The sequence below is a fragment of the Chloroflexota bacterium genome (assembly GCA_016219275.1).
In the GTDB taxonomy this organism is placed as follows: domain Bacteria; phylum Chloroflexota; class Anaerolineae; order UBA4142; family UBA4142; genus JACRBM01.
Map to the genome: position 1 here is coordinate 1 of JACRBM010000059.1, position 16,811 is coordinate 16,811.

At 54.5% G+C, this 16,811-nt stretch carries 27 protein-coding genes, 1 pseudogene and 1 CRISPR repeat array; of the genes and pseudogenes, 20 read left to right on the plus strand and 8 right to left on the minus strand.

Annotated features, from left to right (window positions below; all coding sequences use genetic code 11):
* Positions 1 to 49 precede the first annotated feature (49 nt).
* A CRISPR array of direct repeats spans positions 50 to 750; the repeat unit is 33 nt; unit sequence GTCGCTCCTCACATGGGGAGCGTGGATTGAAAC.
* 167 nt (positions 751 to 917) lie between these two features.
* The 19 genes and pseudogenes from HY868_16615 (at position 918) to HY868_16705 (ending at position 10,439) form a co-directional block, all read left to right on the plus strand.
* The gene (locus tag HY868_16615) at positions 918 to 1,247 is read left to right on the plus strand and encodes a nucleotidyltransferase domain-containing protein (protein ID MBI5303761.1); all 330 of its coding nucleotides are present in this window, start codon (positions 918 to 920) and stop codon (positions 1,245 to 1,247) included.
* Positions 1,216 to 1,560: a DUF86 domain-containing protein gene (locus HY868_16620; protein MBI5303762.1), complete on the plus strand. Its 345-nt coding sequence runs from the start codon at positions 1,216 to 1,218 to the stop codon at positions 1,558 to 1,560. The genes HY868_16615 and HY868_16620 overlap by 32 nt, the downstream gene beginning before the upstream one ends.
* 491 nt (positions 1,561 to 2,051) lie before the next feature.
* Entirely contained in the window at positions 2,052 to 2,300 is a 249-nt protein-coding gene (locus tag HY868_16625) for a hypothetical protein (GenBank protein ID MBI5303763.1), read from the plus strand.
* A 430-nt stretch (positions 2,301 to 2,730) separates the two neighbouring features.
* Positions 2,731 to 3,072: a hypothetical protein gene (locus HY868_16630; protein ID MBI5303764.1), complete on the plus strand. Its 342-nt coding sequence runs from the start codon at positions 2,731 to 2,733 to the stop codon at positions 3,070 to 3,072.
* Positions 3,073 to 3,109: 37 nt separating this feature from the next.
* Positions 3,110 to 3,349 (plus strand): hypothetical protein, encoded by a 240-nt coding sequence (locus tag HY868_16635; protein MBI5303765.1) that lies wholly within the window; start codon positions 3,110 to 3,112, stop codon positions 3,347 to 3,349.
* A complete protein-coding gene (locus HY868_16640) occupies positions 3,346 to 3,483 on the plus strand; it encodes a hypothetical protein (protein ID MBI5303766.1) in 138 nt (45 codons plus the stop codon). Before HY868_16635 ends, HY868_16640 begins: the two co-directional genes overlap by 4 nt.
* Before the next feature lie 461 nt (positions 3,484 to 3,944).
* Positions 3,945 to 4,193: pseudogene (locus HY868_16645) on the plus strand (pilus assembly protein TadE).
* Between the two features lie 388 nt (positions 4,194 to 4,581).
* Positions 4,582 to 5,523, plus strand: coding sequence for a hypothetical protein (locus HY868_16650; protein MBI5303767.1), 942 nt, complete (start codon positions 4,582 to 4,584; stop codon positions 5,521 to 5,523).
* Between the two features lie 217 nt (positions 5,524 to 5,740).
* Positions 5,741 to 6,379, plus strand: coding sequence for a hypothetical protein (locus tag HY868_16655; protein ID MBI5303768.1), 639 nt, complete (start codon positions 5,741 to 5,743; stop codon positions 6,377 to 6,379).
* A 1-nt stretch (position 6,380) separates the two neighbouring features.
* Entirely contained in the window at positions 6,381 to 7,160 is a 780-nt protein-coding gene (locus HY868_16660; GenBank protein MBI5303769.1) for a hypothetical protein, read from the plus strand.
* Positions 7,157 to 7,309 carry a hypothetical protein gene (locus HY868_16665; protein ID MBI5303770.1) on the plus strand — a complete coding sequence of 51 codons (153 nt, stop codon included), beginning with the start codon at positions 7,157 to 7,159 and terminating at the stop codon, positions 7,307 to 7,309. The genes HY868_16660 and HY868_16665 overlap by 4 nt, the downstream gene beginning before the upstream one ends.
* Positions 7,309 to 7,584: a hypothetical protein gene (locus tag HY868_16670; GenBank protein MBI5303771.1), complete on the plus strand. Its 276-nt coding sequence runs from the start codon at positions 7,309 to 7,311 to the stop codon at positions 7,582 to 7,584. The genes HY868_16665 and HY868_16670 overlap by 1 nt, the downstream gene beginning before the upstream one ends.
* Before the next feature lie 2 nt (positions 7,585 to 7,586).
* Positions 7,587 to 7,742 carry a hypothetical protein gene (locus tag HY868_16675; protein ID MBI5303772.1) on the plus strand — a complete coding sequence of 52 codons (156 nt, stop codon included), beginning with the start codon at positions 7,587 to 7,589 and terminating at the stop codon, positions 7,740 to 7,742.
* A 49-nt stretch (positions 7,743 to 7,791) separates the two neighbouring features.
* Positions 7,792 to 7,974, plus strand: a complete 183-nt coding sequence (locus HY868_16680; GenBank protein ID MBI5303773.1) for a hypothetical protein — start codon at positions 7,792 to 7,794, stop codon at positions 7,972 to 7,974.
* Positions 7,975 to 8,020: 46 nt separating this feature from the next.
* Positions 8,021 to 8,182: a hypothetical protein gene (locus tag HY868_16685; GenBank protein MBI5303774.1), complete on the plus strand. Its 162-nt coding sequence runs from the start codon at positions 8,021 to 8,023 to the stop codon at positions 8,180 to 8,182.
* 583 nt (positions 8,183 to 8,765) lie between these two features.
* Positions 8,766 to 9,242, plus strand: a complete 477-nt coding sequence (locus tag HY868_16690) for a hypothetical protein (GenBank protein ID MBI5303775.1) — start codon at positions 8,766 to 8,768, stop codon at positions 9,240 to 9,242.
* Positions 9,229 to 9,471: a hypothetical protein gene (locus HY868_16695; protein ID MBI5303776.1), complete on the plus strand. Its 243-nt coding sequence runs from the start codon at positions 9,229 to 9,231 to the stop codon at positions 9,469 to 9,471. Before HY868_16690 ends, HY868_16695 begins: the two co-directional genes overlap by 14 nt.
* A gap of 9 nt (positions 9,472 to 9,480) precedes the next feature.
* On the plus strand, positions 9,481 to 9,942 hold the full coding sequence (locus HY868_16700) for a hypothetical protein (protein ID MBI5303777.1): 462 nt from the start codon (positions 9,481 to 9,483) through the stop codon (positions 9,940 to 9,942).
* A 188-nt stretch (positions 9,943 to 10,130) separates the two neighbouring features.
* The gene (locus tag HY868_16705) at positions 10,131 to 10,439 is read left to right on the plus strand and encodes a hypothetical protein (protein MBI5303778.1); all 309 of its coding nucleotides are present in this window, start codon (positions 10,131 to 10,133) and stop codon (positions 10,437 to 10,439) included.
* 469 nt (positions 10,440 to 10,908) lie between these two features.
* On the opposite strand, the gene HY868_16710 is transcribed toward HY868_16705, so the two are convergent.
* Together HY868_16710 and HY868_16715 are read right to left on the minus strand one after the other, a co-directional pair.
* Positions 10,909 to 11,178, minus strand: a complete 270-nt coding sequence (locus tag HY868_16710) for a hypothetical protein (GenBank protein MBI5303779.1) — start codon at positions 11,176 to 11,178, stop codon at positions 10,909 to 10,911.
* A 57-nt stretch (positions 11,179 to 11,235) separates the two neighbouring features.
* Positions 11,236 to 11,916, minus strand: a complete 681-nt coding sequence (locus HY868_16715) for a hypothetical protein (GenBank protein ID MBI5303780.1) — start codon at positions 11,914 to 11,916, stop codon at positions 11,236 to 11,238.
* A 1,021-nt stretch (positions 11,917 to 12,937) separates the two neighbouring features.
* Between HY868_16715 and HY868_16720 the strand changes: the two genes are divergently transcribed.
* Complete coding sequence (locus HY868_16720; protein ID MBI5303781.1) at positions 12,938 to 13,273, plus strand: hypothetical protein; 336 nt, start codon at positions 12,938 to 12,940, stop codon at positions 13,271 to 13,273.
* Here the strand turns inward: HY868_16720 and HY868_16725 are convergent.
* The 6 genes from HY868_16725 to HY868_16750 all read right to left on the minus strand — a co-directional run bounded on the left by HY868_16725 (position 13,270) and on the right by HY868_16750 (position 16,729).
* Positions 13,270 to 13,650, minus strand: a complete 381-nt coding sequence (locus tag HY868_16725) for a hypothetical protein (GenBank protein MBI5303782.1) — start codon at positions 13,648 to 13,650, stop codon at positions 13,270 to 13,272. The genes HY868_16720 and HY868_16725 overlap by 4 nt on opposite strands.
* A 187-nt stretch (positions 13,651 to 13,837) precedes the next feature.
* Positions 13,838 to 14,425 (minus strand): 3'-5' exonuclease, encoded by a 588-nt coding sequence (locus tag HY868_16730; GenBank protein ID MBI5303783.1) that lies wholly within the window; start codon positions 14,423 to 14,425, stop codon positions 13,838 to 13,840.
* Between the two features lie 108 nt (positions 14,426 to 14,533).
* On the minus strand, positions 14,534 to 14,800 hold the full coding sequence (locus tag HY868_16735) for a hypothetical protein (protein MBI5303784.1): 267 nt from the start codon (positions 14,798 to 14,800) through the stop codon (positions 14,534 to 14,536).
* Positions 14,801 to 15,282: 482 nt separating this feature from the next.
* Positions 15,283 to 15,477, minus strand: coding sequence for a hypothetical protein (locus HY868_16740; GenBank protein ID MBI5303785.1), 195 nt, complete (start codon positions 15,475 to 15,477; stop codon positions 15,283 to 15,285).
* Positions 15,474 to 15,917, minus strand: a complete 444-nt coding sequence (locus HY868_16745; protein MBI5303786.1) for a ribonuclease HI — start codon at positions 15,915 to 15,917, stop codon at positions 15,474 to 15,476. The genes HY868_16740 and HY868_16745 overlap by 4 nt, the downstream gene beginning before the upstream one ends.
* Positions 15,914 to 16,729: a hypothetical protein gene (locus HY868_16750; GenBank protein MBI5303787.1), complete on the minus strand. Its 816-nt coding sequence runs from the start codon at positions 16,727 to 16,729 to the stop codon at positions 15,914 to 15,916. Before HY868_16750 ends, HY868_16745 begins: the two co-directional genes overlap by 4 nt.
* Positions 16,730 to 16,811 lie beyond the last annotated feature (82 nt).

The following is a 16,811-nucleotide window of genomic DNA, read 5'->3' on the forward strand; positions in this document are numbered from 1 at the left end:
GAGCGTGGATTGAAACATTGTGACCTCACGTCAGTGATATTAGCCCCACGTCGCTCCTCACATGGGGAGCGTGGATTGAAACATCTGCGCTGGGCGCCAGCGCACCCACGCGCGTGCGTCGCTCCTCACATGGGGAGCGTGGATTGAAACGACGCTTGTGTTTCGTGAGTTCTCGTTTCTCGAGTCGCTCCTCACATGGGGAGCGTGGATTGAAACTGATTAAAAACGGTTTGTCCCATCGCTGGCGAGGGTCGCTCCTCACATGGGGAGCGTGGATTGAAACAACGAATCGTTCGATTGCGGCAAGCTGCTCGTCGGTCGCTCCTCACATGGGGAGCGTGGATTGAAACCGCTGACCGAGCGCGGGGTCAAGGTGGTCGGCTCGTCGCTCCTCACATGGGGAGCGTGGATTGAAACAAGGTCACGTCTGGAGGAACGGCGCTCCAGAATGGTCGCTCCTCACATGGGGAGCGTGGATTGAAACAGCCGGACAAGGTGAAGCCACCGAGCAAGGAACTGTCGCTCCTCACATGGGGAGCGTGGATTGAAACATTTTCCCATCATCTCGGCTAAGGCAATCCCGATGTCGCTCCTCACATGGGGAGCGTGGATTGAAACGCGTACGCGATGGAGCACTTGAACTGGAACGAGAGTCGCTCCTCACATGGGGAGCGTGGATTGAAACGTCACGCGACCGCAAACGCAAAAGGGCGTCGCGTCGCTCCCTTCACTGGGAGCGTGGATTGAAAGGTAGTCGTCGGGGTTAAGACATGCGAAAAATCACTTTTCCGAGACGGTCGATGACTCTCGCAAGCGATTCCTGATTTTTCAGAATCGCTTTTTGTTTTTATCGGCTCTTGTCATTATGAATTTCCTGGGGTAGAATACAATCAGTGGAACAGATAAGGAGCGTTGGAATGATCCGTGAAATTGAGCAACAGCATTCGGCATTGGCCGAGTTGTGCCGCCGATACCGCGTCCGTCAATTACAACTGTTTGGTTCGGCGGCGACCGGTGCGTTCGTGCCCGCAACGAGCGACCTGGATTTTATCGCTGAGTTCGCTGATACTCGAGCCGTGGATTACCCCGACCGTTATTTCGATTTTGCGGAAGCGCTCGAAAATCTCTTCAAGCGTCCAGTGGATGTTCTGACCAAGCGCGCGATACGCAATCCCTACTTCCGCGCTGAAGTTGAACGGACTGCCCAGGTGATTTATGAAGACGACAGTAAAAAAACGCTTGCTTGATGCGCTGAACGCCTGTCGCGCCATTCAGTCATTTGTGGTAAACCGCACGTTCGCCGAGTACGAACAAAACCTCATGGTCCGTTCGGCGGTCGAGCGACAGTTTGAAATCATTGGCGAAGCGCTGAATCAAGCTGAAATCGAAGACTCCGAGTTGTCCACGTTGATTCCTGAATTGCGCCGAATCGTGGGGATGCGAAATCGGATCATTCACGGCTATGATGCTGTGGATGACGAATTGCTTTGGCAAACGATTCAAACACATGTACCTCCACTAGCCCAACGTCTTGGACAGTTGTTAGAAACAGACAATTGATTCCCGGTCAAGAATCTCTGTCCTAATTGGCATTGGATGCAAACTACCTGCGTCTCACGAAGCATCGAGCTTGAGCAATCGTCGGTGGTGGTGGTGGCGAACTCGTCTGTATAAACCCCCGTTTGGCATCTTATGCGGAAATTCTTCCGCATAAGACATAGTTCGGGCGGACGCTTCGCGCCGCTCGAACGGGGCGGCGGATTACCATCCGCTGTTCTCGGCGCTGCGCGCCATCGAACACGCGGATGCAGCCGACTCGGTCTCGCTCGCTTCGCGGCTCGACCTCGCGGCTGATCCGCCGCCCCGTTAAACTGACTAATTTGCTAATACTCTACTGTTCACTAATCCTAGGTTACCATCAGCTAGAATGATCCCTGCCACTACTTAATGTAACACACCAAATAGGACAAAACTGGGTCATCCTGGGGCGCTTTTACCCCGAAATCATTGACTTTTGCGCTCCATTGTCTTATTATCGAACAAGATAAGACATGAAAAAACAAGCCCTTGAGACCGATTTTGAGCGCGGCGCGATCAAAACCTGGGACGAGAAGAAAGATCGCTGGCGTGTGATCATGCCCACGCCGGAAATGCTGCGCACCATCAAAAAAATATTTGAATACGCTGCCCAATGGAGGATGTGCCTACATCAAACTATATGCCGTTCCTCAACCGCGAACCTGGGAACAGGAAATTTTGAGACGGATTGGGTGCTGTGTTTGGCGTGTGTGGAAGAATAGGATAAAAGTAAGGAAATCTTGACTTTTGCCCTATGACCAAATTGGTACTTGACAAAAATCACATTCTTATAGTATTTTAACATTGCACGAACGTTTGTGCGGCGGTTTGCTTTTTGCAGAGGGGCAGAAAGCGGGAGGGGGTTTGGCGAATGCACTAACCTTTATCCGGACAGTGATCGAAAGCCTTATGAAGATTCCCGGCTTTGTGGGAACCTTGATTGTCGAAGTTCATATTAACGCGGACCGCAACGACGTGCGCGTAGTACATAAGGTGCTCGGCTCTGGTTTAGAATCTAACAAGTAATTTTTTTTCGCCTAGAGCAGGAATGCGCGGCGATCTCGTAAGAGATTGTCGCGTTTTTTATTTTGCGCGGGGGCGCGTGAACAAAAGAAAGGAACAGACAGACAAATGCAAATTCGCGGAATGGTGATGAACGTACGGCCCTGGGATTTCAAGGGACAACAGAACGGCGAGCGCATTAACATGATCTCGCTCGAACTGTATGACGAAACAGCGGGCTTGGTACGCGGTGAAATGCGCGATGGTGGTTATCAACCGGAAAAGAAAAGCGATGTCGTCGCTACGGTGACGAGCATCAAAAAAGCGAAATTCGGCGACGGCGTTGTGATGACGCTCAAGGACGTGCAACCTCTGGCGGGTAGTTTCGCCGGGGCGTCCGGTGATGGGGCGCGCTGGACTCCTCCGGCTTCGAATGCGCCAACGACTCGACCGCCTGAAGTGACAACCACGACGGCCGATAAAAAGAAATAGGACTGCGCGCCCCCGCGCAAAGTTTAGGAGTAGGGTAATGGGTGATTTGTGGACGGGTGAGATCGCACAACAATTGTTGTGCATGGCGTCGTCGTCGGGTCTGGTTGGCTCAAACGAGACGTGCACGAATTACGGTCTGCCAACGAATATGTTCGCTGACCTGGTTACGTGGGGACCAGTACAATTGACGATTGGAATTACAATCGGCGTGCCGATTGCGGTCTTCGTCGTCGCGTATTTGGTTCACATTCTCACGAAAGCCACGTCGCACACATGAAAGCCTCGGTCCGCATTTCCTTTCGTATCCTGGGAGTAACTATCTCGATGGGACTCTGGACGCCGGTTAAAATCATGGCTTGGCTGATCGGGCTGGCATTGATCGGTCAAGGTCTGGGATGGTTGCCGCGATGAAATGGCGACGTGCTTTGGTCTGCGCGGTCGTGGTTGTGTGGTTATCAGTCACGATGGTGAGCGCGGCAAACGTGGTGGTCAATGGCACGTTTGACGGCGCGACTGGTTGGACAGGGACCGGCACAATTAGTTTTTACTCTGGTGCGTCACAATGCCCCAAGGGTCTCGGTAATGAGAACTGCGCCCACTTGAACAACGGGCAATACCTCCAACAGTCCATTTCTTGGAATGGCGGCACAGGTCAACTTAGATTGCTCGCCCAAGGTTTGGGCGCGTCGTCCTGTATGTGGCTTGGCATCTCTGACCAGGCAGGGGGGCTGGGTCAACAATTAACGATCAGCTCATCGCCGATGTGGGCGACGTATGATTTTACTGCCGCCGCCGGTACGATTTTGTTCTATTTCAAATCGTGCGGCTCGCAGACAATTTCGGCGGACGATGCGGATTTGCAAGGCGCAGTTGCAACGGCGACGCCCACGAACACGGCAACCCTGACGAACACGCCAACCGCAACGGCAACCCCGACGAACACGCCAACGGCAACCAGTTCGCCGACTCCTACGGCAACAAACACCCCGATTCCTACGAACACGTCAACGGGAGTGCCTACGGCGATTCCCACGAACACGCCAACGTATACCCCGACCTCTGTACCGAGTGCGACAAATGTGCCGGCGGCGACGAACACGCCCACTCTTACGCGGACGCCTCATGCCGGCATACCCAGTATGATTGATGATAGTCAACTCGTCGGCATCAATGCCGGCACGATTGACAAACAGGTTGCGCGGTGGGTCGGGCAAAATTGGATTTTACTCCTGGGTGTCATCATGATTGGGCTGTCGTTGTTGGAGGGAGTTTTGGATGCGTCCGCTAAAACGGTCGGGGATACGGTCGTGCGGCACACCCAGAAGATCACCGCAAAGGATGGCGGTATCTTGATGGTGACGCGGACAATCAAGGGCAAGGACGGCGAAAAGTATGCCAAAGATCACGCGGGAGAGGATGACGGCGACGATGACAACGACGACGACGATGAGAAGGGCGACAAGGGTTATGAACCGCCGCCTTGGATGCGTAAGGGGGGTTCTGGTCAACATGGTGAAGATAGCCCTGGTGTTGGTGGCGCTGACAAGTCTAATCGTTCTCGGTGGGACACATAAGGCGAGCGCGTGGATTGATGCGCCGTACAACGGCGGCTTTGACGGTAGCGCAACCGGCTGGACTGCGCCCTGGACGCCGGGGGATCCGGATTGCGGGTACGATAGTTCGGTAGGATACGGCGCGGCTGGCTCGATGCGGTTCGATTACACAACGGGCAACGCGTGCGTCTATGATAGTCTGGCCGTTCACGCGACGCAAACCTGGTCTTTGCGGGTAATGAGTCGGAGCACAGCGACCGAAGTTTGCGGCTTGCTGATCGAGTTGATTTTGGTCTCGAATCCGAACACGGTTACCACGATGTGGACGGGCGGCTACACTCAAGCGAATCTCTGGTTTCAGACCGATTTCTCGAACTTGCCGGCTGGCGATCACTATATCCGGTTGCATCCCAGTATCGTAGATGTGTGCACGGTTTACATTGATGACGTGCAGGCGATCGGCACAACCGGGTCAACGCCGTCGGGCACGCCAACACCGGGGGCAACGGCAACTCCTGGACCAACGTCAACCCCTGGTCCGACGCCTCTACCTGGGGCTACGGTGATTTCGGGGAACGCCGCACGCTCGGCGGTGTCCCTGGGAACGCCGGTACCGTATTTCAATCCGAGTACGTTTGAAAATCCAATGATTCCGGTCAACCTGAACGGGAACACCAACCCACAGGTGGCGGTCGTGGGCATGTCCAACCGTTCGATGTCGGCGTGTCTGCCGTCTCAAGTGACCCAGGTCTTCTCGGATGTGGAACTGTGTTTGAGCATTCCGCTCGTATCGGTAGATGAACTCTCGTTTGCCGGGTTTGATCTCATTCCGTCGCTTTCGATTGCCTCGAGCGTGCTCTTGTTCGTGTTTCTGGTTACGCGTTTGCGGAGTCGGTAGGAGTTTGCATCATGTTTACGATGACGTATCTCTCGGCATTGGGGATTGTCTTGTTGTCGGTGTGTCTGGGTTGGTACTTGCACAAGTACTACGGTTTCATTGGGGAGAAATAGAATGCTCATTTTCGGCGACGTGGATACCTGGGTGTTGATGCTCGGCATCCTCATTCTGCTGTGCCTCTACTGGGTGATCAAATTCATCACGAGTATTTTCACCGGTGGTTAAAGCGGGGTTTGATTTCATCAGCGGCGGTGACTTTATCGAGAACTTTATCATTTGGCGTTTGCTCGCTCTCGAAGGTCGCCTGGGCGGCGGCAAGACCCTGCTGAGTGTCGCGCTCGCGCGGTGGCTCTATGAGCAAGGACTCGTGCGCGGCGTGTTCGCCAACTTTCCGATTGACGAGGATTTTATCCCGTATGTGCCGTCCTGCGTCAACACGGTGGTTATCCTGGACGAGGGTTGGAGTTTCGCCGATGCGCGGGCAAGCGCCAAAGGGTATCGGGGCTACGGCGCATTCTTTCGCAAACTGGGTAGCTATTTCATCAGTCCCAGTGTTTACAAGGTCGATCGGCGCATGCGCCCAGTGTCGTGCGCGCGGCGGCTCGATCTCTGGTTGTTCAAGCTGTGGCTGTACGATTGGCTCGACGTCTCCAATATGAAAGGGTGGTTTCTGTTTCGGGGCTATGAGACGCTTTTCAACAAGTACGATCACCGCTTTATCCCGGCGGACGATGGCGGTATTCTCGAAGTGCTGACCGAAGAAGTCAAGGCAATTTCGGGATCCCGACGCATCTTTACCTTGCGGGCACGTGCGGAATCAACTCAATTGCCCTATGCAGACCCCATGATGAAATGACATGAATACTCAAACTGATTCTCCGGCCGCGCCGGAAAAATTGCAAACGCGTCCGGAAAAACGTTTTGAAGGGCGGCGTAAGTTCATTGGGCTGTTCGTCATTGGGATTGTGCTCGTCGGCTTGTGGTTTATTTTGAAAGCCTTTTCCAATCCGATGGGCGGCATCTCGGAGATCGGCAAGCCGGCCACCCCGATTCCCTCGCCGATTCGCGCGACGATCACGGTGCGCTCGATTGCGGCTCCGGCAACGCCGGTGGTAACGCCCACGAGCACGGTGCGCCCTGGGTCGGCGGTGCAGACAATCGGCACCGGTGTCAATCCGAGTACGGGTAATTTGACCTGCTGGGCGAATCAAGATGTTGCGCTCGACGACAAGTTGATTATTCCGCGCGACGCCATGTTGCGCGTCGGCGGCTGGACGGCGGCACGGGGCGGTATGGTCGAGGTCCAAGGGCAATGGGTCAATGAGTCGGCTGTCCGTTGTACCGGCGATGTGCGCGTATACGAGCGTCCGTTCGTGATGGTCCCGACAAAAGCACGATCGAGCGCGTCGGGGGCAACGTCGAATGAGACGACGCGGATTGTCTACGTGCCGATCACGGCGACGCCGGGGGTGGTGACGCCGGCGGCAACGCCAACCCCTTCCAATGGCATGTGGTTTGACGGTGCGGGTTGCTGGCGGGTCAACGTGGATTACGTCCGGGAAATCTGGGTCAACGGCAAAGGTGTGTCGAACGGAACGTACTGCGCCGTCAACGATATTCGCATCGTGGCAAAATGAAACTGGTATTCTTCCTGGGTCTTACTCTCGTCGTGGGTATCGTTCTGGGATACGAACTTGCGGCGGACGAATGGCAAAAGTTATTTTTGGCGTCTAACAAGCGCAATGCAATGTTGCTTGGGATGTACGTGCGTAAGGCGATGGCTTAATGACTCCAACCCCAACCCCGATCCCTGGGGTCAATTTCTACTGGGATTTGCAAACTGCTGCGCCGCTAACCGCCGGCGCGGTGTGGGCTGTGCTGATTCTCTTGTTGTTCGTCTGCGTGTTTCAACGCAAGCAACGCATCTTGCTTGGCACACTGGGCATTGTGATAGTTTCGATGCCTTTGTCTATCATCAATGCGGGGTGGTGGGCTTTGACGGTGTACCTGTTTGTGACGGCGTTCGTCCTGCTCGGCGGTATTTTGCAAGTGGGAGAATGATGGTGTTCAACATTCCTTTGACCCAGGCGCAAATTCAAGCGGCGCTGGTCGCGTTCTTTTCCATCGGTGCGCCTGGGACGCTCCTGGGTCTGGTTGGGGCGGTCATTGGCGGGACGTTCGTGTTCTCGGCGTTACGCGCCGTGCTCCGGCGTGCGTGATAGTGTACTTTCAGTTCGTCATTCCACAGAAAGAAAGGAGGTGAAAACGATGCCTACTCCGGTTCCATTCGATTTCGATGCGGCTGTGCCGATCTCGGCGGCTGATTTGCAATCCGCCGTCGCCGGTTTCATGGGTTTGTCCATCGTGGGCGGTATTCTCGTTTGGAAAATCGGCATCCGTCTCGGTCCGCAGTTGCTTGCTACGATCGGGCGCGTGCTGGGTCGCCGCTAAATGCGGTACTCGGACACGGCGCGTAACGTGAACGAAAGAGGTCCGTATGAATTACGGCATCAACTTTTCCGGTGCTGACGCACTAGGTAGTCTTGAGTCGTTGCTGACGGTCGGCGGTATAGCACTCCTGCTCGGTTTGATGCTATCTGTCACGGTGGGGCGTACCCTGGTCGGAGCGATTCTTGATCTGTTTGCGAGGTGGTCATGACACTTCCCGACGTTTCTAGCTCGGTCATCAGTCAAATGAACACGATGCTGAGCTGGTCAGTGTTTCAACAGTACTTGAGCATCATTCTGGGCACGGCCTTGTTTGCATCCATCGGGGGAATGGTGCTCTGGCTGTTGGGAAGGAGATAGTAAACAACTGAATCGCGCGCGTGCCTGCGGCGGTGGGTTCCCTCCGGGGGAACCGCCGCAGGCACCGCGCACAGGAAAAACGAAAATGCAAGGTCAACAAATGGCGGTTTCGGTCGCCGTTGTTTTCGTTCTATGGCACTCGGCGAATTTCGTACACGCGCGATTGTGCCGTTGGGTAAAGAAAAGGGCTGAGCGAAGCGAAGCCAAAGCAAGTCAACTAATTCAAGTCGTCGTGTAGGACGCAAGCGGCACTAGGTTGCCCTGGGAGTAGGTGCGGAATGCACAGGTTAAACGCGTACAATCCCACGGCGCGACGATCGGCAGAATCACGCTGGCGGTCGCGCGATGCGGGAAACAGGTCGGGAAACTTCGGGGATGGCGCACCTAGCCACATCCTTGTCCGGCTAGGTGCGCCTAGAAAGAGAGGGCAATCAGTGAGAGTAAACATCGGCGATGTGCCGGCGGATTGGTGGAACACAGACGAGGGTCACGCGTGGCGCAAAAAGGCCGAGTTACAAGGCGCGTGGGCTGGCTTTCTCGAAAAATTCCAGTTCGATTGTTGGTTCACGTTGACGTATCGCTCGCCGGCGCAATCGGCGATCTTGGCGATTGATCGCGCGGTGAAGTTGGTCCAGAAGGTCGGCAAGGCGTTGAAAATTCAAGTCGCGACGTTCATCGTCGCGGAGCAACATCGCAACGGCTCGTATCATTGTCATGGTTTGATGCGCCTGGGCGCAATGAACACCGAATTTGAACGGGCCATTTTGACGGTCTTTTGGAAAACCGCGCTCGATCTCTACGGGCGCAATTCGTTCGCCTTGGTCAAAGATTCGAACGCGGTGCGCGTGTACGTGTCCAAGTATCTGACCAAGCAACCGGCGGACCATCGTTTTGTCAATGTCACCGCGTAGCACACTGGCGGTCAAGCCCATGCCGCCGGAGCACACCCAGGTTATTGAGCAATTGCGCCGGTTTGCGAAATTGATCGCCTTGGGTGTGGAATATCGGAACCGTAAAGCGCAAGCGGTCGTGTGGGCGTATTCACTCTGGCGGGAATTTCCGCATGACTGGAATGTGTACAACATTACGCGGGTGACGCTCGATGCGTTCATCCTGGACTATGAAGAATCCAAGCGGTAGGGGTGTGTGATGGATTACAAGGCTGTCGGGTTGGAACAATTAGCGACGGTCGTGGAAAGCAGTACGAACTTGCACGCTCGACGTGGGCGTAGATCACGGGCGTATTGGGAAGACCCGGTGCGATTCGTCGGGCATGTCGCGTTGGATCTGGGTTTCGTGGCAACGCGCGAGGAATCTGGGAAATGGGAGTGTCTTGTCTGCGAGACTGTTTTCGATCTGTCTGATCTGCGCGGTATGAAGGCGCACAAGGATTCGCACACCAAGGATAGTGGATGCTGGGTCGAACGGCAAGCACTCATGAATGAAGAAACACGCGAGCGCGAGCGGCTACAGCGGTTGTGCGAAGACGAGATCGTGCGAGGTGTGTTCGATGTGAACCTGGCGATGGCTCGGGAAGGCAAGCACGTCTTTACCTTTCGGGCAAAGTGGGCGGAGCACAAAGCCAAGTGGGGGTCTTTAGGTGTGCAATAATCGAACGGGGGTGCTCACGGCTGACGATCTGAGTCGTCCGCCGTGCGGTGTGGTCAAAATATACTGTTGTCTGTGCGGACAATATCAGTACTCTATTCTTATGTGGGGCTGGGATGTGTCGCGCGTGGAAACTCAACAAAGCATGGTTGCGTGTCACGATTGCGCGCGGTCGTGGTTGGAGCGTCGGGATGTGGTTAAACTGTAAGCGTCCCGATCTGAACGACATTACCGGCAAATTGGTCTTGCATTATGCCGGCGTCATTGAAGACCACCCCAACCTGGCGTGTCACATTTGGATTGGCACAGACCCAGTATGCGGTGTCTGTCATCTGCCGATTCCCCTCGGCGATGCGGCAAGCGTCGTCGGTGAATTGATCGCGCACGCGACGTGCGTGCAATGCGGTTGCCCGGTCCATCTGATATTTGCACGTCCCACGATCCCGGACCCGCGCGGCGCTCCCCAGGTTGCGGATTCTGTCCAACTGTCCTTGCTGTAAGGCGATACTAATTTGCGCCTAGCTCGCCGCGGCGAAGAAAAAAATTAGACGATGCTAACAAATCTTTGGGGGATTGTGCCGCACCTTGTTTTGAAAAAAATTATCTGCCACTTACAGTTTAAGTGGCAGAAATTTTTTTGGCACAAATTGGGGATGGTCGGGGAGGGAAGGCACACGGTACTAAAAAAAACCCGGATGCTCGCAAGAGCATCCGGGCGAGCGTTCCCCTAGTCCCTAGGTCGCGGAACGCGGGAATAGTTTATCATCCACCTTTCCAGGTCCTCAAATGCGAGTTTCACCAGCTCGAATTTTCCTCGTGCATCGTCGTTTTCGCCACGCGCGGCATACCACACGAGACGTAACGATTCCCAAGCAAGCGTAAATCCCAGGAATGCGCCCGAACTGCTGTCAAACTGGTCGCGCATTCGGAAAACCTGATTTTGCAAATCTTGAATTGCGTCTTGCTTGTTCATGGTTGGCTCTCCTTAACGGTGACGGTTGCGTGTTTTGCAATCACGGCATTGATGCGGGCAATCGCTTCCTTGCCATTGGGCGTGATTGTAACCCAGTTGTGATTTTCGTCAATTAGGTTCGTTTCGATCAAGGCGGCTTTGATCGTGTGCCACAAATCCAAGTCTGCGCCCAGAGCGAGATAGATCGCGCTTTCGGGACCTCCCTGCGGTGTTTCGTTGAGTGTTTGCAGGACGGCGACGATGGCGCGGGTTTCTTCGGTGGTCATGGTTTTATCTCCTTGTGATGCCCGGATGCTCTTGCGAGCATCCGGGCGATTTGTTTGTTATCGTTCGGCTAGAACGTGCTGGGTGGCTTTGCGGAGATGTTCTAAGCGGTCACTGACGCTGTAGGCGTTTATCCCCATTTCTGCCGCCGCGTGGTCAAGGATTTGTCGGCGTGGGACCCTGACGGCTTTCTCGGCGCGGTGAGTCTCTTTGGCGCGGTAGAGATTCGGGGCGTCGTCGTATTCCGTGACGCCGATGCCCTGGGATTGTCTCACGCTCTTGGCAAATATTCCCAGGAGTTGCGCCGTGCCCTGGGCTGTCGCCGAATTTGGCTTGACGATCAGTTTCGTCTTGGTTAAAATGTCTTCGCAGAGTTGATCTAACTGCTCGTCCATCCATTTGATTTGCTCATCGTCGTCAATCGTGTAGGATGCGAGACTGTCAACTTGGTCGTCGGTGAAATGGCAAAACGGGACCTGTCGTTTGTGGTGTCGCCAACTGGCGAAGTGCCGGAAACGCAAGCCCTTGGTGATGAACCCGGCAAGGGACCGGGGATTATCGCCGACAAAGTGTTTGTAGGCGACTAGAATTTGCTCGTGCAAGAGATCGTCGGGATCGTCGTCCCAACCGTAATAGTAGGTGATGCGGCGGGTAAGTTTCTGCAACGCGGGATAGATCGAGACGATCAAATCCCAGAGGTTGACGGCGTTTGCGGTTTGTGGTAAAGTCGAGTTGCACACGGGGTGTCTCCTTGTGTGTGTGATTTCGCCTGCGAGTGCTTTGAACACTCGCGGGCGTGTTTTTTATTCGGCTTGTTGCTTTCCCAGGTCTGCCGCGATTCAGTGGACAAGTCAACACTGTCGTTCCCCTTGCCTAACTGGTAAGCGTTTGCAATCACAAGCAAGATGCCCGCACAGAAAGGTCGCCCTATGTGCGGTTTGTTCGATCTGACGCGCGGCGGTTTAGTGCGCCTCTGACCTCGCGGCACGCAAGCCGGACGCCCCGTAGGGCCGCTGTTCAAATTCCCGACTCGTCCAGAGTGCCTATTCGCGCAAAGCGTATTTGTTAAAGTGCAATTCGGTTTTCGCACGGGGCGTCAAGGGCAAAAAATTTTAGAAGTTAAAAATTTTTTGTTCATTTCACCCTTGACGCCCCGTGCGATAATTGCGTTCACTTTAACAAACGCAATGCGCGATGGCACGGGACGCTACGGGATATGAACCAAGCCCAGGGGCATCCCGGCACGCGCACGCGAGGGGTCCGGCGCAACGCCGGCGCGTTCCAGAAAGACAACCGCACGCGGGCAACCGATCACTGACCACGACCGCCAACCTTCCCCTTCTGGTAAAAGCAACAACAAGCACAACAACAAGCACAACAAAATGAATTGTTCGAGTGCAAGCGAGAACGTCCTTAGAAAGAGAGAAGCGCAAAACCCAGTCGTCAAACCTGGGCGAAAAAGCGACGTGGACAAGCCAGAGAGGGGTGCGGGAACACGCAGAAAAAACAGAATGAGAAAATCGCGCGGAGCGCGTCCTTGCTGTTTTTTCGCTCGTTCCCGCCGGGGGGAGACTTCCCCCCGAACAAACACAACAAAAACCTGGGTGTGTAAATACTTTCCTCTTGCAAGTATCGCCAGCGCAAAAGGTGAAAATCAAAAAACCGGCGAGGGGCGCGGGGGCGAGAAATTGGGGGCTTGCTGGGAGTAGAATACTTGTGCTATAATCGCACTAACACACACATTCAAGGGGAGTGTTTGAAATGGAAACAGTGGTACCTTCGGCAAGTGGGGACGAATCGAAGAAAGTCTTGATACTCGATGCGGTTGACGAACTAGCGGCTTTGATTCGGGGCGGCTGTGTCGTCGAGTTTCACCCCATTCCAAGTATGTACGGGGTGCTATCTGTTATGGTGATTGTCAAACCGCCGGCGAATACTGCGCCGCGTGGCTTGCGTGATGAACCGGGGGCGGTGGCGCGGGGTGAACGTCCGTCTATCCCAATTCGTATCAGTATGGGGTTGGGTCTGACAGATGGCAGAGGGAACGCGCTCGCCGGATTGCTCCGGCAAGCGCGTCGTTTCCTGGGCGTGCGTTAGTGCGGCTTGCTCAAGATTTCTCGAATCACCGTCCACATATTGTCAAGCGTATCGCTCATCGCTTGGATTAGTCCTTCCTCGTCGCCGGGGTCGGTCTTGGTCTGCTCTAGCCGGCGTTGGAGTGCCTCGTCCATATCTTGTTTGCGAACCTGTCCGAGGCATTGACCTTGCTCTGTAAGTGGATGCGGGAATAACTTAGCATACCAGTTGTTCCCGCAATCATTCGCGGGATGGTCAAAATCTCCGATTGGTTGCCCATCTGCCCCGAACTTTCCATTGGTCGTCCATCCGTGCACCCATTGAGTCGTTAGTAGCACTCCCACAACGAGCAAGAACAGAAAAGCGAATTTGCGTACGTCGAGTAAGTTGGTGGTCATTTCAATTCTCCTTTTTTTCGGCGTGCATTGCAGTTCTGGCATAGGCGTCGTTCAAATACCTTGCCTTTCCAAATTTCAAACATCGGTTGGTTGACTTCGATAGTCCGTTGGCATCCCCCGCATTTTTCCTCATTCTGGGCGCGTCCTGGGATGATCGTCAAACGATTCGGGCTGAGCGAGGGTATGGTCATGTTGCCTGCTCGATCTCGGCAAGCCATCGCTCGCCGTTGTTGTACTGCGCCATCTCTTGAATTAGGGTGTAGGTTGCCAGGCAATCGCTCAATGCGGTGTGCTTTCCCCCGGACAAATGTTGCCACGTGTAGGACTGAAAAAAGTCGTTCCATTGTCCATAGTACTGGGCATACCAGACCATCGCGCAATCGTATCCGCTTGCCGGCAATTCGGGCAAATTGAAAATCTGCCGCGCCTGCTCGAGCACACTCTTGTCATAGGCGGCATTGTAGATAATCACGCGTTTGCCCTGCATCACGTTGGCAAGTTGTTCCCACACATCATGGAGCATCGGCGCATCGTTGAGACTCACATTCGTGATACCATGTACACGCGTGGCGTCTTTCTCGATGGGAACGCTCGGACACACGCGCGTATCCAGCAAGGTTTCGCCGCGATGATTGAGTACCGCGATTTCAACCGGCTGGGCGTCGTCGGCTAACCCAGTCGTTTCAAGATCGAGCACAACCCAGTCGGTCGCGGCTAATAAATTCCGCGCCCACTCGACGGCGCGCCCTCGATCTCGTTCGTAATCCGGTTCCATCGTTACTCCCCTTTCGTCCATCGCCGGTCTTCGCCGGCGTGGGTAAGAAAATGGTGAATGCCGAATCCCAGGATGACGACGCATCCGGCGGCAAGCGTGATAAGTAGGTCAAGCATGCAACTCCTTTCGATGAAATGAATGTACTCGCCTGGTCGGAATCAGCATGTGCTGAAGGACCTCGGCAAGGGGTTTCAAGGTCTTGCGATACGTCATGCGCCGGGTAAACTTGTTGGCGCAACTGTAGCATCGCGGGATCGGCGGTATGGTGAGTGCATCGCGCAAGGTGTACAAAAACCTGGGTATGCGGTCGCAGATGGCGCACGGCGCGTCAAGCGTGTTTGGCGTGACGTGATAGAGCGTGCTTACTTTTGACATTTCTCTTTCCTGACTTCCTGGGTTGCGGTTGCCCTTGATCGGCGCGCAACTGACGCAACCACAATTTGCGGCATTCGCCCTTATTCTGTTTGCAATAAACGCGTCGCTTGTTTTCCCAAAGGTAAAAGTTTCCGTGTCCGCGACAGGGGTGCGGTATCGCCTCGACGTAGACGAGCGGCGGTAGGTCAAAATCGGCAATCAAGCGAACACTCGTCCTGGGTGTCATATCGCGGAACTTCCAAAACTGCTCGGTGAATCGCTGATTGGGTTTTCTGCTCCCGCCCTCAAACGTTTTAATCGTCGAGCGTGAGAGTCCAAACTTTTTTCCGAACTGTGTCGCAGATAGTCCCAAGTTTCCCCGCAACTCCTTAATTTCCTTCGGCGAGGGCAAACGCGTGAGAGCGACGATTTGCCCTCTTTTGGACTGGGATGCCTCGCGGCTCTTTTTCGTGCCTCTCAAACCCCCACAACTATCTTTGCAACTAGGGTATTTTGGCTTTTTTGGCATTCCGCGAACCCCCTTTTTTGACCCTTTTTCGGCTTTTGAGAATGACGGTCATTTGGACCGCGTCGGGGTAGGGCGAACGCAGCGGCGGCGGTGTCGGCGATTCGCCGGCGTCGTCGGGCGGTTGACCCAGGTTTGCGAACGAGGATTGAGTTAGCGTAACCGGTTTCATCGTGGTGTTCCTGGGAATTGCAGTTCGCGTTTCCTGGCTTGAATGAGTCGCTTGGCGTTCTTGTCGGCGCGTTCGTTCATCGCGTCGCCACTGTGTCCGCCCACGTGCACCCATTCCACAGATAAATTCTTGTGCTGAATGAGTCGGTCGATCTCGTCGGCGATGGCTCGGCATCCGTGATTCTTGCGGTCGTAGGTTCCCAGCATCCAACCGACTACGAGGTTGGAGTCGGTGCGGATAACCACATCGGCAACGTCGTCCACGAATTTGAGCGCCATGAGTGCCGCGCGTAACTCCATCAAGTTGTTCGTCGTGCGGTCCTCGGTTTGCCCCAGCTCGGTGATGATCTGGTCGTTCTCGTCGCAGATGATCGCCGCCCAAGCTCCTACTCCTGGGTTGCCTGAGCACGCGCCATCGGTCCAAATCTTGAATTGGGTCATTGGGTCGTATCTCCTTTCGTTGGTGGTGACCACGGCGCATTTTCGCCGGCGCGAATGTGTTTGACGTAGAAGCCTGGTCCAAGGAATTGAATTTTGGGCGCGGCAGTTTCGTCGTGGTTTGTGCGGTACGCTTCACCGGCGTTGTACTCGGCGAAATTCTCCCAGGTACGTAAGTACGCGTCGGTGATGTGGGATAGCGTCGCCAATTGGCACGCGACGCTAAGGTCAATTCCCAGGTGTGCATTCATGCGCTCGGCATAATGCTGAATCAACCCAGGGTTGCGTGATTTAGATTTTGAAACAGCAACAGCAACAGGTTTGCTTTTGCGTGCATTGCCGTCGCGGGGTTGTTGTTGTTGTTTCTTCAATGGTTCTTTCTTCAATGGTTCTTTCTTAATGTGTTGTTTCTTATGCTCGATATTTCGAGCACCCCTGCTCGTCACACGAGCACCCCTGCTCGCCACACGAGCACCCCTGCTCGCCACACGAGCACCCCCGCCGTTATACGTGGTGAAATTTTTCATCCACACATCGCGCAGCGTGATGCGATAGGTGTCGGTAGGTTGATTCCAAGCGACGGAGATCCACTTCTTTTTTTTCAATTGGCGACGCGCTTTGATGACGCTATCTTGGCTCATGTGGCATTTCTGCGCGGTCTTGCGAATGCCTTCCCAGCATGTGCCGACGCGTTTGTAGTGAATGAGCAACCGGAATTCGTAGACAGTTAAATCGGCGTCGTCGTAGAGGTTGGGGAATTCCGTCCGGTACTTCTTAAGATCGGTCGGGTCAATGATTTCCTGATTCTGTCTCATGTGCACCCCTTATGGTGAAGGTGGTATAATCCGGCTAACGAATGTTTGTCCCCTCAAATTTGGTAGAGGAGAAAATCACATC

Bases quoted from the DNA above. Each gene is read 5' to 3' on its own strand.
- HY868_16615 (MBI5303761.1), top strand. From the start codon at position 918: ATGATCCGTGAAATTGAGCAACAGCATTCGGCATTGGCCGAGTTGTGC.
- HY868_16620 (MBI5303762.1), top strand. From the start codon at position 1,216: ATGAAGACGACAGTAAAAAAACGCTTGCTTGATGCGCTGAACGCCTGT.
- HY868_16625 (MBI5303763.1), top strand. From the start codon at position 2,052: ATGAAAAAACAAGCCCTTGAGACCGATTTTGAGCGCGGCGCGATCAAA.
- HY868_16630 (MBI5303764.1), top strand. From the start codon at position 2,731: ATGAACGTACGGCCCTGGGATTTCAAGGGACAACAGAACGGCGAGCGC.
- HY868_16635 (MBI5303765.1), top strand. From the start codon at position 3,110: ATGGGTGATTTGTGGACGGGTGAGATCGCACAACAATTGTTGTGCATG.
- HY868_16640 (MBI5303766.1), top strand. From the start codon at position 3,346: ATGAAAGCCTCGGTCCGCATTTCCTTTCGTATCCTGGGAGTAACTATC.
- HY868_16650 (MBI5303767.1), top strand. From the start codon at position 4,582: ATGGTGAAGATAGCCCTGGTGTTGGTGGCGCTGACAAGTCTAATCGTT.
- HY868_16660 (MBI5303769.1), top strand. From the start codon at position 6,381: ATGAATACTCAAACTGATTCTCCGGCCGCGCCGGAAAAATTGCAAACG.
- HY868_16665 (MBI5303770.1), top strand. From the start codon at position 7,157: ATGAAACTGGTATTCTTCCTGGGTCTTACTCTCGTCGTGGGTATCGTT.
- HY868_16670 (MBI5303771.1), top strand. From the start codon at position 7,309: ATGACTCCAACCCCAACCCCGATCCCTGGGGTCAATTTCTACTGGGAT.
- HY868_16680 (MBI5303773.1), top strand. From the start codon at position 7,792: ATGCCTACTCCGGTTCCATTCGATTTCGATGCGGCTGTGCCGATCTCG.
- HY868_16685 (MBI5303774.1), top strand. From the start codon at position 8,021: ATGAATTACGGCATCAACTTTTCCGGTGCTGACGCACTAGGTAGTCTT.
- HY868_16695 (MBI5303776.1), top strand. From the start codon at position 9,229: ATGTCACCGCGTAGCACACTGGCGGTCAAGCCCATGCCGCCGGAGCAC.
- HY868_16700 (MBI5303777.1), top strand. From the start codon at position 9,481: ATGGATTACAAGGCTGTCGGGTTGGAACAATTAGCGACGGTCGTGGAA.
- HY868_16705 (MBI5303778.1), top strand. From the start codon at position 10,131: ATGTGGTTAAACTGTAAGCGTCCCGATCTGAACGACATTACCGGCAAA.
- HY868_16710 (MBI5303779.1), bottom strand. From the start codon at position 11,178: ATGACCACCGAAGAAACCCGCGCCATCGTCGCCGTCCTGCAAACACTC.
- HY868_16720 (MBI5303781.1), top strand. From the start codon at position 12,938: ATGGAAACAGTGGTACCTTCGGCAAGTGGGGACGAATCGAAGAAAGTC.
- HY868_16725 (MBI5303782.1), bottom strand. From the start codon at position 13,650: ATGACCACCAACTTACTCGACGTACGCAAATTCGCTTTTCTGTTCTTG.
- HY868_16730 (MBI5303783.1), bottom strand. From the start codon at position 14,425: ATGGAACCGGATTACGAACGAGATCGAGGGCGCGCCGTCGAGTGGGCG.
- HY868_16735 (MBI5303784.1), bottom strand. From the start codon at position 14,800: ATGTCAAAAGTAAGCACGCTCTATCACGTCACGCCAAACACGCTTGAC.
- HY868_16740 (MBI5303785.1), bottom strand. From the start codon at position 15,477: ATGAAACCGGTTACGCTAACTCAATCCTCGTTCGCAAACCTGGGTCAA.
- HY868_16745 (MBI5303786.1), bottom strand. From the start codon at position 15,917: ATGACCCAATTCAAGATTTGGACCGATGGCGCGTGCTCAGGCAACCCA.
- HY868_16750 (MBI5303787.1), bottom strand. From the start codon at position 16,729: ATGAGACAGAATCAGGAAATCATTGACCCGACCGATCTTAAGAAGTAC.